This window comes from Marinobacter shunpengi (genome assembly GCF_045449695.1).
Classification (GTDB): Bacteria; Pseudomonadota; Gammaproteobacteria; order Pseudomonadales; family Oleiphilaceae; genus Marinobacter.
Genome location: NZ_JBJJKZ010000019.1, coordinates 20592 through 32920, shown reverse-complemented (window position 1 = coordinate 32920; position 12329 = coordinate 20592). Strand labels below are relative to the sequence as shown.

The following is a 12329-nucleotide window of genomic DNA, read 5'->3' as shown; positions in this document are numbered from 1 at the left end:
CGCCCTTCGGGAGCCCCTGAAAGCCTTGAGAGCTGTGTTGCGGCGTCTCGATTTGGAACCACCAAATCTTCGCCACCGCGCCTTACTCTCAAGGCTTTCAGGGGCTCAGTAGATCAACGAATTACCCGGACGGGACACTAGCACGGGCACTCACACCAGACCAACAGATGCGGGGTTTGCGTTTGAATTACACCCGTTCGGTAGCAGCGAGTCAGTGCACAGCACATGACAGAGAAGACAATATTTTGCCCCAGTTCCCTAAAGCTTTCCCGCCACAGATCGATAACCGGGAGTACAAACGGAAACAATCGCAGCCTGCCGTTTCTTGACCCGGTGGGCTACCATCTAGTGCACTAGCGATAGCTTCCAACGTTTAACTTTCAAGCCCCCGGAACCTCCATGAGCGAAGGTAACGCCGTCCCCCAGAAACTGCTGCTGTTCCGCCTGGCCGGTAACCGGCTGTCGGCCCTGGGTACCCTGAAGATCCGCGAGATCATGACCCTGCAGCGCCTGACCCAGATCCCCCAGAGTCACCCGGCGGTGATCGGCACCATGAACTTCCGCGGCTCTGCGGTGCCGGTGATCGATATGGCCTCCGCCGTGGGCTATCCACCCCTGGACAGGGAGGAGCGCAAGAACGCGTCGATCATCGTGACCGATATCCAGCGCCAGGAAATCGGCTTCCTGGTGCGGGCCGTCGACCGCATTGTGGAGGCCAACTGGAAGCAGGTTCAGGCGCCCCCGAAGGCCCTGGGGGACCAGGCGTTTGTCACCGGGCTGCTGCAGATCGATAACGACCTGGTGCAACTGATGGACGTGGAACTGCTGCTGGCCCGAGTCTACCCCGCATCCCTGCACAGCCCCCCGGCGCAGCTCACGGACGTTGAACGGGAAACCCTGCGGGAACAGCGCATCCTGCTGGTGGACGACTCCCAGGTGGCCCGCCGCCAGCTTGCCGATGCCCTGGACCGGGAAAACATTCCCTACGAGGTCACCGGCAACGGCCAGACCGCCCTGGACACCCTGATCCAGGGCAACCGGGACCAGAACCCGGTCACCATCCTGGTCAGCGATATCGAGATGCCGGGCATGGACGGTTACGAACTCACCTTCCACCTGCGGGACGACCGGTCTATGCAGCAGCCCTACGTGATCCTGCACACCTCCCTGAACAGTGAGATGAGCGTCAGCTACGCGAAACAGGTGGGTGCCAACGAGGCGCTGACCAAGTTCGACGCTGAGGAACTGCTGCAGGCCATGTTACGGGGTACCCACACCGACGCCGTGTGACGGTTTCCTGAACGTTTTCTGACAGCCCGCTCAGACACCAGATCTGTAACCGTGGTTGTGTGCAATGGAGCCCGGTTTCCATGTCCTCCGGGAGCACACGACCATGCCCTGCCGCATCGCCCTTCGCGCCCCGGTTGCCGGCTTTTGTCCCCTGGCAGCGGAAGGATATACTCCCCTCTCCTTACCGATCATTACACGATCCGATCCAGCCAACCCGGGGGACACCATGGCAGATACCCGCACCCACAAAATCGACATCCATTACTGCACCGGCTGCCGCTGGCTGCTGCGCTCGGCGTGGATGGCCCAGGAACTGCTCACCACCTTCGAGGACGAGATTGGCGAACTGGCGCTACACCCGGGCACCGGAGGTATCTTCGAGGTCCATGTCGACGGGCAGCGGATCTGGTCCCGCAAGGAGATGGGCGGGTTTCCGGAAATCACCCAGCTCAAGCAACTGGTGCGGGATACGGTGTCTCCCGACCGATCGCTGGGACACAGTGATCGCAAGCCGGGGAACGAGTGAGATTATCATTTGTTACAACTGCCAATATTCATACACATGCCGTGACAACTTAACGCACAAAATTAGTTTTATATCCAACACTCTTGTCTATACTCCGTCATAAAACAACAAGAACATTCCCCATTATCGGAGTATTTATATGGCTATCGGCAAGTTGCTGGGATTCAGGACCAAGGTCGGCCTTCCCTTTGTTATCACTGCATTGGCAGTTATCGTCCTGGGCGTTCTCAGTGTGATCACCGCCCGCAATCTGGTCTCGGGCACGGACTTTCTCGCGGACAACCTGCTACCCGCCTCCAGCGAGATCCTCAACGGTGATCGGGATCTCTATCAGGCGCTTGTGGCCCAGAATGGCTACATCCGCGCCCGTGAAAGTAACCAGGGCGCTGAAGACCTTCTGGCAGCGTTCCACGAGAACGCGGACCAGGCCCGGGACCGTATCCATGACGCCCAGGGGAAGCTGGAAGGCACCGGCTTCGAAGCGGAAATGGAAGGTTTCGATGTCGCCTACGAACAATGGCGAAGCTCCGCGGAGCAAGCCCTGGGCCGGGCCGAGATTGGCGATACCTACGGCGGCCGTGAGCTTATCCAGAACGAAACCAATGAACTGTTCGAAACCCTGCGCGGTTATTTCGACCGGACCGGGCAGTTCGCGGACAAGCTGGCGTCCGAGCAGGCGGCCAGTGCTTCCAGCGAGGGGGCCCAGGCCATCACCATTACCGTCGTGGTGACCCTGGCGTCCCTGGTGATTGCCCTGCTGGTGTTCGTGTCCGCCCTGCGGATGATCATCTCCTCCATCCGGACCCTGCGGGACCAGTTGGACAACATCGCCCAGGGCGAGGGTGACCTGACCCAGCGGGTGCCGGTGGAGAACAACGACGACCTGGGCCAGTTGGCACAGTCCTTCAACGCGGTACTGGGCAACCTGCAGGGTATGATCCGAACCATCCAGGAACTGTCCGAGCAGCTTGCCGAAGGGGCCCGGGATCTGGAGCGCTCCGCGTCCGAAAACCGTGACGGCGTGGCCCGACAGACTGAGTCCATCACCATGGTGGCCACCGCCATCAATGAGATGCAAAGCGCCATCGAGGAGGTGGCCGGCAACGCCTCACGGGCTGCAGAAGTCACCCGCAATGCCCAGGGCAATGCCAACAAGGGGGCGGAAATCGTGCAGGAATCCGCCAACCAGGTGCGGCGCCTGGCCCAACAGATCACCAAGGCGGTGGAGGTGATCCGCAAGCTGTCCTCGGATTCCGACAACATCACCTCGGTACTGGACGTGATCCGGGGTATTGCCGAGCAGACCAACCTGCTGGCTCTCAATGCCGCCATCGAGGCGGCCCGGGCCGGCGAGCAGGGCCGGGGCTTTGCGGTGGTGGCGGATGAGGTGCGTACCCTGGCCCAGCGTACGCAACAGTCCACCGAGAACATCCAGGAGATGATCACCGCCCTGCAGTCCGGGGTATCCGACATTGTTTCGGTGATGGAGACCGGCAGCGAGCAGGCCAGTGCCACGGAGACCCTGGCCTCCGATGCGGAAACCGAGCTGTCCTCCATACTCAACGCCATGAACGACATCACCGATGTGAATTCCAGCGTGGCCTCCGCCACCGAGGAACAGACCCAGGTGATTGACGAGATCAACCGGAGTATTACCCAGATCAACGATCTGGCCGGCGAGAGCGATCAGCGTTCCGCCGACCTCAACACCATCAGCGAGTCCATGGCCGGTTACGCCAGCAGCCTTAAGGAGCAGGCCGGTCGTTTCAAGGTGTGATCAGGTAACGGGCCGGAGTGTCGACTTGTCCGGTAAGGGGCCTCAGGCCTCTTTGCCGGACCGGTGTCTGAAGATGCGGGAGCTGAGTTCCTTGTAGCGTTTCACGATACCTTCGATACGCTCGAGGCTGGCCAGGGTGGCCGCCGGGTTGTCGTCGGCGAAGTGGACACCGTAGATGCGCCGGTCCGACACCTTGCGGATATTGGAGATGGACGCGCTGGCCTTCTCCACCACGAAATCGCCGGTTTCGGTGCTGAGCCGCAGACTCATCTGGAAGCTGTCGTCCTGCTCCAGGGGAACATCGCCGGTAAAAGCCAGGCCCCGGTTACTGAAATCCAGTACCCTGACATTCAGCCAGTCCCTGCCAAGGAATCCACGCTTGATGCCAACCCTGGCGGTCACCCTGATGGAGGGCAGCCTCTGATGACTCCGGCGCTCTTGCATACCTACTCCCCTGCATGGCATTTGTCGTTGTTGTGGGACTTTTTGTCCGGGAGTCTCAATTTATCAGAGACAGGAGTCGATGGAATCCGCCGATTACGGATACAGGTCACGATTCGGAAAACTCGTCCTCCCTCCCCTCGTTATCATGAAAAATATTTCGGTTTGCAACAGGCGACAAGGCAAAAATGAAACGTTACAATCCCACTGTTACGAATTCATTCGCTTCCTCACAAACTGACGGCGCCCGCCCGTCGTCGCACTGACGAACTCGCCGAGGTTCCATGGCCAGAAGCACCATCAAGGACGTCGCCCGGGAAGCCGGGGTATCCGTAGGCAGCGTCTCCCGCGTGCTGAACGGCCTGCCCGTAAGCCCCCGGCTGCGCCAGAAGGTGGAAGAGGCCAGGACCCGCCTCCGGTACGAACCCAATAGCCTCGCCCGCAGCATGCGCACCAACTCCACCGGGGCAGTGGGGTTCTTCGTGCCGGATGTAGCCAACCCCCTGTACGGCGCCATTATCAACAGCCTTGACCAGCGCCTGCAGGCCCGGGGCCTGATGTTGCTGCTGGCCAGCGCCAGGGGACGGAAAGCGAAGGACGTACTGGCGGAGTTCCGCCGGCGCCGGGTGGACGGTCTCATCTTCGTGCCCGACAGTGAGGATGATCCGGAACTGATCAGCGCCCTGGAAGATTTCAGCGCCCCCACGGTGATCCAGAGCGTGGAATTTCCCAGCCGTTTCTACGGGGTGCGCGTAGGCTACCGAGCCGGTACCCGGCAGGCGGTAGACTACCTGCTGGGGCTGGGCCACCGCCGCATTGCCCTGCTTAAACCACTGTCCCATCTATGGCCGGGCCGTGAGCGGGAGGCCGGTTACCGGGAGGCCTTCGGGCAACGGGGGCTGACCGTCGATGATGACCTGATCCGACCGCTGGCCGTGGGCCTGAATCCGATGCCCGACCTGGAAGCCATGCTGCAGGGGCCGGACCGGGCCACCGCCCTGATCCTGCCCGGCAGCCGGATCCTCGCGCTGACATTGCAGATGGCCCGCCAGCTGGGCCTGAGCATACCGGAGGACCTGTCCATCATCAGTGTTGGCGACAACGACTGGGTGTCCACCTACTCACCGGCCATCACTACCCTGCGCTGGCCGGTGGAAACCCTGGTGGACACCATGGTGGAGCTGCTGATCAAGCAGATGGACGGTAGCAGCCTGCGCCCGGTCCAGGTCACCGTCCCCACCGAACTGGTATTGCGGGACTCCTGCGGTCCGGTGCCACCTTCGGACCGGGAGGTGGGCTGATATGGCTGCTTCCATGGACCAGCTCCAGGAACGCTACGGTGACCGTTACAAGTGGTGGGTCATGATGACGGTGATGATCGGCACCATGACCATGTCGCTGTCGTCCACTATCGTCAATGTCGCCCTGCCGGACATCATGCACACCTTCGAGGTCAGCCATACCATGGGGCAGTGGCTGGTGACCGCCTTCCTGGCCAGTATGGCCATCGGCATGCTGCTGAACGTGTGGATGGTGGACAGGTTCGGCCCCCGTACCACCTACATGGGGTCATTGCTGATCTTCGTGATCGCCGCCCTGGCCGGTGGCTTTGCGGTCAACTTCGGCATGCTGATTGTGGTGCGCATCATCCAGGGCCTGATCGCCGGCATGGTCCAGCCCCTGGCGATGCTGATGCTGTACGCCGTGTTTCCGGTCAACCAGCGCGGCCAGGCCATGGGCCTGTATGCCATGGGCGTGGTGCTGGGCCCGACCGTGGGTCCCGTGGTGGGTGGCGTGCTGGTGGACTGGTGGTCCTGGCGGGCGGTGTTCCTGGTGGTACTGCCCTTCTGCCTGGCGGCCTTCCATATGGGCAGCACCTTCCTGTCCCGGCCGGCGTCCGCCCCCCATGTGCACCGACGCCTGGACAGCCCCGGCATCCTGCTGTTGTGCGGCTGGATGGTGGCCCTGCTGTGGGGGCTCTCGGAAGGCCCCCACCTGGGCTGGACCAGCAGCCCCGTACTCATCGGCCTGCTGATGGCAGTGGCCCTGTTCATCGCCTTTGCCCTGCGCCAGCTCAAAAGCCGGTCGCCGCTGCTGGCCCTGGGGATCTTCCGCTATCCGGGGTTCGGGCCGGCCTTTATCGTGGCCATGCTCACTGGTGCGGGGCTGTTCGGCTCGGTGTACCTGTTACCCATGCTGGTGCAGACCGCCATGGGCGAATCCGCCTCCGCCGCGGGCATGCTGCTGATGCCCGCAGGCCTGGCCATGGCCCTGTCGTTCCCGGTGATCGGCCGGCTCACCGACCGGGTGTTGCCCAAGATCCTGGTGGCCGGCGGGCTGATTGTGTTCGCCGTTTCCTGCATCGTGCTCGCGGAAGTCGACACCGGCACCTCGCTGACCCTGGTGGCACTGATGGCCGCCCTGGGCCGGGTGGGCCTGGCCATGACCATGCCCCCGGTGGTCATCGGCGCCGTCAGCATTGTGCCCCAGGAGATGGTCAACCAGGCCACCGGGCTGGTCAGTTTCGCCCGCCAGTTCGGTGGCTCCCTGGGAGTCAGCCTGTCCGCCATCCTGCTGCAGGAGCAAACCCTCTGGACCTCCAGCCTGGGCATTCCACTGGCTTTCCCCGGCTATCAGGATGCCTTCGCACTGATGGCCCTGCTCTACCTGCTGGGGCTCTATCCCATGGCCCGCATGAGAACACCGCCGCAGGAGCGGCAGGAAGCCACCGCAGCCTGATCCCGACGGACGCCCTGCCCTGGAGCTTATTCGATACGGATATCCCGGAGCTGAACCAGGTTGTTCCGCAGCGGCGCCACATCCTTCACCTTTGGTGATGCCAGCACATAGTAGGTGGACTGCACGGGCATCATGAAGATGGCATCCTCCGCAAACTTCCGGGAAATCTCGCAGTAGAGCTGCCTGCGCTTATCCATGTCGGTCTCGGCCCGGGCTTCCTCCAACAGGGGTTTGTAGGCCTCCACGTCATGGCGTGTGACGGTGCTGGTCAGGTAGCTGGTGAGATTCAGGTCCGGGTCGCCACCGAAATCCACGAATCTCCAGATGTTCATCTGGTAGTTACCGAACAGCCCGGCACGGATGTTCTGGCCCTGATCCAGCAACTCCAGGTTGGTATCGAAACCGGCCTCCTTGAAGAAATGCTGGAAGATACCCCCCAACCGGCGCCCCGCCGGGGTGTTGGCGCTGATGTGTTCGAACTGGATCGGGCCTTTCTCCTCCAGCACCTTGCTGACCTGTTCCGGGTTATAGGACGGCCAGTCCAGGTCCTCGCAGTGCCAGGGGGAGTCCGCATTGAACAACCCCGAGGTGGGCACCGTGGTGCCCTGGTAGAACACCTTGATCAGCGCCTCCGGGTTGACTGCCTGGATCACCGCACGACGCACTTCCGGATCCTTGAACGGCGCCTTGCGGTTATGGAAGTTCCAGGACAGGGCCCCGGAACTTTCATGGCCATGCACCACAAGGCTGTCGTCATCACGGGCTGCCACCACCTGCGCCGGGGTGGGTACCGGCGTGACATCCACCTCCCCGGCCCTCAGGCTCTGGTTGCGGGTATCGTTGTCCGGCAGAACCCGGAAAACCACCTGGTCGAGGTGTGGCAGGTCGCTGTCCCAGTAGTCTTCGTTACGGGTAACCACCAGCCGTTCCCCGGAGCGCCATTCCTCGAACTCGAACGGGCCGGTACCCACCGGATGTCGGTGGAAGCCGTCCGGATCTTCCTTCACCGCCGTGGGTGAGCCGATAAAGTTGAACATATGGTCGATGGCCAGGGCGGATTTCAGGGCCACCCAGGGCTGGTTGAGCACGAAACGCACGGTGTACTCATCCACTTTCTCCACATAGTCGATGGGCTCGATCATCGCCGTGTTGATACCGCTGCCCGGCGAGGTAATCCAGTCGTAGTGGGCCACCACCGCATCCGCGTTGAACGGCGTGCCGTCATGGAAGGTCACCCCCTCGCGAAGGGTCACGGTAGCGCTCATGCGGTCCTCCGCCTCGGTCAGCTCCAGCCCCAGCCGGGGCACGATGTTGCCCTCCCGGTCATAGGCGAACAGGCCTTCCATCACCGCCAGGGCCACATTGGACGTGGTCTGGTTGAACAGTCGGGCCTTGGTGGCGTTGAAACCGATGGGATCGCTCTCCAGCCCCATGGTCAGGGTGCCGGCCGCCTGGGCCTGGCCCCAGAGCCCGCACAACGCCATGGCCAGGACACCCCCGGTGAAGACTTTCATGGACATAACTGATTCTCCCTGTTGTTCCTGTGATCGTTGGAGCCCTGACCGCCAGCGGTATCCCTGGTTGCCCTGCCATCCTCACCGTTCACCGGGAAATGGCAGGCCACCCCCCGCCCCTGGCCGGCATCGGTCAGTTCCGGCGGCTGTTCATGGCAGATGGCCTGAGCCTGGGGGCAACGGGGCGCAAACCGGCAACCGGTGGGCACCGCCAGATGGGAGGCGGACTCCGCTTCCACCAGGGCGATGCGCCCGGGGCGGCGGGACGGATCGGGAACCGGCACGGCGCTGAGCAGGCTGCGGGTATAGGGGTGGGCCGGACGCTCCAGCACCTCACGGGCGGGACCGGATTCGCAGATCCGCCCCAGGTACATCACCGCCACCCGGTCCGCTACGTTGCGGACCACCGCCAGGTCGTGGGAAATAAACAGCATGCTCAGGCCCAGCTTGCGCTGCAGGTCGTTGAGCAGGTTCAGCACCTGGGCCCGCACCGACACGTCCAGCGCCGACACGGGTTCGTCGCACACCAGCAGTTTCGGCTCCAGCACCAGCGCCCGGGCAATGGACAACCGCTGGCACTGGCCGCCGGAGAATTCATGGGGATAGCGGTCCAGCACCGCCGGGTCCATGCCGGTCAGTTCCAGGATGTTTTCGATGCGGCGACGCCTCTCGTCGGCATCCTTCATCCCGGCAATCTTCAGGGGCGCCTCCAGGATCGCGCGGACCCGGCGGCGGGGATTGAGGGACGAGATCGGGTCCTGGAAGATCATCTGGAACCGGTGGCGCAGGGCCTTGAGTTGGGACCGGCCCAGGCCGGCCAGGTCCACGCCCTCCAGCTCGATGGTGCCTTCGGTGGTGGGGTTCAATTGCATCACCGCCCGGGCGATGGTGCTCTTGCCACAGCCGGATTCCCCCACCAGCGCCAGGGTCTCGCCGTCGTTCACCCGCAGGCTGACATCGTCCACCGCCCGCAGGGTGCGACGGCCGGACAGGCGATAGTCGACACACAAGTGACGCACATCCAGCACCGGCGATGACACGGTCATGGGGCCTCCAACGGGTTGTGGCAGCGGAAGAAGCCCTCCCGGGAACCGGTGAGCGGCGGTGTTTCGCTGAGGCATTCGCTACGGCGCCGGCTGCAACGGCCGGCAAACGGGCAGCCGGCCTGCCCCGACATCCGTGCGGTAGGCCGACCGGGAATGCTGGTAAGGGTGCTGTGGGGCTCGTCCTCCATGCGGGGAATGGAGTCCATCAGCGCCTGGGTATAGGGCATACGCGGATGCCGGAACAGCGACCCGGTGTCAGCCATCTCCACCAGCTGGCCGGCGTACATCACCGCGACATCGTCGCAGTAGCCGGCGGCCACGCCCAGATCGTGCGTAATCAGCAGCATGGCCATCTGGCGCTGGGCCTGCAGTTCCTTCAGCAGGTCGAGGATTTCCGCCTGCACGGTGACATCCAGGGCAGTGGTGGGCTCGTCAGCGATCAGCAGGTCCGGCTCGCAGGCGATGGCCATGGCGATCACCACCCGCTGGCGCATACCGCCGGAGAGCTCATGGGGATACTGGTTCATACGGCTGGCGGGTGACGGTATGCCCACCTGTTTCAGCAGATCCAGGGCCCGCTGCTTCGCCTCCCGGCGGCCGATGCCCAGGTGAAGGCTCATGCCCTCCATCAACTGGGCGCCCAGGGTCCGCACCGGATTGAGGGCGGTCATGGGGTCCTGGAAGATCATGGCAATGCGGCGGCCGCGGATCTGCTGCATGCCCTTGCGGCCCAGCCCCAGCAGGTCCTCGCCATGGAAACGTACGTGGCCGTCCGGCGACCATTGCGCCGACGGCGGCAGCAGCCGCAGGATCGCCCGGGACAGTACCGACTTGCCGGAGCCGGATTCCCCCACCAGCCCCAGGGTGCGCCCCCGGTGCAGATCCAGGCAGATATCGTCCAGGGCCAGGACCTCTCCCGCCGGTGTGGGAAAGGCCAGGCTCAGGTGTTCAATGGCCAGCAATGGTACGGCGGCATTCATGACAACCCTCCTTCCCGGGCTTCCGCCCGGCGGCGCAGGCGATCCCCGAGGACATTCAGGCTGAGTACGGTGAAAAACATGGCAGCCGCGGGAATCAGGCTGATATAGGGCGCCCGCTCCAGGGCACTGCGCCCTTCCGAAATCATGCCGCCCCAACTGGGCGCGGGCGGCGGCACGCCGACACCGAGGAAACTCAGGGCTCCCTCGATGACGATCATTACCGAGACAATGGTCAGGGTGTAGGTGACCAGGGTCATCACCATGTTGGGCAGCACTTCCCGCAGCAGGATCCAGGTATCACCGGCACCGGCGGTTTTTGCCGCCAGCACGAACTCCCGCTGGATCAGCGACAGTGCCCGCGCCCGGCTGATACGGGCAAACGACGGAATCGTGAGCACGCCGAGGGCCAGGGAGACGCTGCCCACCGACGCTCCCAGAATGGCGGTCACCGCCATGGCCAGCACCAGCCCCGGGAATGCCAGGATGGCGTCCAGGGCCACCAGGATGGAGGTACGGGCAATGCCCCCGTACCAGGCGGACAGCAGGCCCAGAAGAGTACCGAAGAACAGCCCCACCAGCGGCGCCAGGAACCCCACCACCAGGGAGACCCGGGCGCCATGGGCCACCCGGCTGAAGATATCGCGGCCATCCTGATCTGTGCCCAGCCAGTGGTCCGCCGACGGCAGGGTCTCCACCGCCATGAAGTCCATGTCGGTGGGGGTGGGTACCGGTAGCCAGTCCACGGTCAGGGCCGCGGTGAACACCAGCACCAGCCAGCCGGCGGGCAGTGCCAGGCGCCAGTCCAGACGCGGAAGGGCCGGAACCCTGGCGGCTGTTTCACTGAGTGCTGTCATGACTGAGCCTCGGGTCGAGCAGGTTGTAGGCCAGGTCCACCAGCAGGTTGACCAGTACGAAGGCCACGGCGATGACCAGAACCACGCCTTGCACGGTAAAAAAGTCCCGGCGGATCACTCCCTCCACAAGAAATCGACCAACGCCGGGCAAGGCAAACAGGCTCTCCACAATCACCGCCCCTCCGATGAGGTTGCCAATATTGATCCCCATCAGGGTGATGAGGGTGAACGAGGACGGCCGCAGGGCATGGCGCAGCAGGATCTGCCGGTCACTGAGCCCCTTGGCCCGGGCCACCACGATGTAATCCTCCCGCAGGGTGCTGGCCACATCGGAGCGCAGCAGCCGCAGGTAGACAGGCGCCTCCACCATGGCCAGGGTCAGGGCGGGCAGGAACAGGGACATCAGGTTACCCCGGGGGGATTCCATAAAGGGCACGTAGCCGGTGGCCGGCAGCCAGTCCAGCCAGATGCTCAGGAACAGGATCAGCAGGATGCCCCACACGAAATGCGGCATGGCCAGGGAACCCAGGGCTCCGCCGGAGATGACCCGGTCCAGCGTGCTGCCCTCCCGGTAGCCGGCCAGGATGCCCAGTGGCAGTGCGATGGCCAGGGACAGCAACTGGGCATAGAGCAACAGTTGCAGCGTTACCGGTAACCGTTCGGCGATGGCCGCACTGATCGGTTCCCCGCTGACTGGCGATTCTCCCAGGTCTCCCAGCAGGGCGCTGCCCGCCCAGCCCAGGAATCGTTCCACCAGGGGCTTGTCGAGCCCCAGATCCCGTTCAATGGCGGCCACTTCCGCCTCGGAGGCGTTTTCATGGAGGAAGGAATCAGCCAGGTTGCCGGGCAGCAGTTCCAGCATCAGGAAGGTGGCGACACTGACGATCACCAGCACCGCCAGCAGGTGCATGAGCCGGCGGACAAAACGCCTGGCGATCGGTGGCATGACCGGCACACCGTGCCCGGCTGCGGCCTGGGGAGGAAGAGCAGACGCCGTCTTGCCCTGCATAGGGTTTCCCTTTGCGGCCGGTTACCGACCGCTTATTGTTGTTGTCCCGGAAGTCTCGCGGCTGACAGGGTCAGCCATATTGAAACGATTCACTTTAAGGTCGACAAAAAACGTCGATAACACAAAAAAGAATTAGCACAAGGGTTACGCCGG

At 63.4% G+C, this 12329-nt stretch carries 11 protein-coding genes; 5 read left to right on the top strand and 6 right to left on the bottom strand.

The window, feature by feature from the left end:
* Window positions 1-399 precede the first annotated feature (399 nt).
* The 3 genes from ACJO2E_RS17440 to ACJO2E_RS17430 all read left to right on the top strand — a co-directional run bounded on the left by ACJO2E_RS17440 (window position 400) and on the right by ACJO2E_RS17430 (window position 3593).
* The gene (locus tag ACJO2E_RS17440) at window positions 400-1290 is read left to right on the top strand and encodes a chemotaxis protein (RefSeq protein ID WP_406965540.1); all 891 of its coding nucleotides are present in this window, start codon (window positions 400-402) and stop codon (window positions 1288-1290) included.
* A gap of 226 nt (window positions 1291-1516) precedes the next feature.
* Window positions 1517-1816 carry an Rdx family protein gene (locus ACJO2E_RS17435; RefSeq protein WP_406965539.1) on the top strand — a complete coding sequence of 100 codons (300 nt, stop codon included), beginning with the start codon at window positions 1517-1519 and terminating at the stop codon, window positions 1814-1816.
* A gap of 139 nt (window positions 1817-1955) precedes the next feature.
* Window positions 1956-3593: a methyl-accepting chemotaxis protein gene (locus tag ACJO2E_RS17430; protein WP_406965538.1), complete on the top strand. Its 1638-nt coding sequence runs from the start codon at window positions 1956-1958 to the stop codon at window positions 3591-3593.
* A gap of 42 nt (window positions 3594-3635) precedes the next feature.
* Here the strand turns inward: ACJO2E_RS17430 and ACJO2E_RS17425 are convergent, their stop codons facing one another.
* A complete protein-coding gene (locus tag ACJO2E_RS17425) occupies window positions 3636-4037 on the bottom strand; it encodes a PilZ domain-containing protein (RefSeq protein WP_406965536.1) in 402 nt (133 codons plus the stop codon).
* A 281-nt stretch (window positions 4038-4318) separates the two neighbouring features.
* Here ACJO2E_RS17425 and ACJO2E_RS17420 point away from each other — a divergent pair, with 281 nt between their 5' ends.
* Complete coding sequence (locus ACJO2E_RS17420) at window positions 4319-5335, top strand: LacI family DNA-binding transcriptional regulator (RefSeq protein ID WP_406965534.1); 1017 nt, start codon at window positions 4319-4321, stop codon at window positions 5333-5335.
* A 1-nt stretch (window position 5336) separates the two neighbouring features.
* Window positions 5337-6773: a DHA2 family efflux MFS transporter permease subunit gene (locus ACJO2E_RS17415; RefSeq protein WP_406965533.1), complete on the top strand. Its 1437-nt coding sequence runs from the start codon at window positions 5337-5339 to the stop codon at window positions 6771-6773.
* Between the two features lie 26 nt (window positions 6774-6799).
* On the opposite strand, the gene ACJO2E_RS17410 is transcribed toward ACJO2E_RS17415, so the two are convergent.
* Genes ACJO2E_RS17410 through ACJO2E_RS17390 form a run of 5 tightly spaced genes read right to left on the bottom strand, consistent with a single transcriptional unit; the run spans window position 6800 to window position 12176 of the window.
* Entirely contained in the window at window positions 6800-8293 is a 1494-nt protein-coding gene (locus tag ACJO2E_RS17410) for an ABC transporter substrate-binding protein (protein ID WP_406965532.1), read from the bottom strand.
* Entirely contained in the window at window positions 8284-9333 is a 1050-nt protein-coding gene (locus ACJO2E_RS17405) for an ABC transporter ATP-binding protein (RefSeq protein WP_406965531.1), read from the bottom strand. The genes ACJO2E_RS17410 and ACJO2E_RS17405 overlap by 10 nt, the downstream gene beginning before the upstream one ends.
* Window positions 9330-10313, bottom strand: a complete 984-nt coding sequence (locus tag ACJO2E_RS17400; RefSeq protein WP_406965529.1) for an ABC transporter ATP-binding protein — start codon at window positions 10311-10313, stop codon at window positions 9330-9332. Before ACJO2E_RS17400 ends, ACJO2E_RS17405 begins: the two co-directional genes overlap by 4 nt.
* Complete coding sequence (locus ACJO2E_RS17395) at window positions 10310-11167, bottom strand: ABC transporter permease (protein WP_406965528.1); 858 nt, start codon at window positions 11165-11167, stop codon at window positions 10310-10312. Before ACJO2E_RS17395 ends, ACJO2E_RS17400 begins: the two co-directional genes overlap by 4 nt.
* Window positions 11151-12176 carry an ABC transporter permease gene (locus tag ACJO2E_RS17390; protein WP_406965527.1) on the bottom strand — a complete coding sequence of 342 codons (1026 nt, stop codon included), beginning with the start codon at window positions 12174-12176 and terminating at the stop codon, window positions 11151-11153. The genes ACJO2E_RS17395 and ACJO2E_RS17390 overlap by 17 nt, the downstream gene beginning before the upstream one ends.
* Window positions 12177-12329 lie beyond the last annotated feature (153 nt).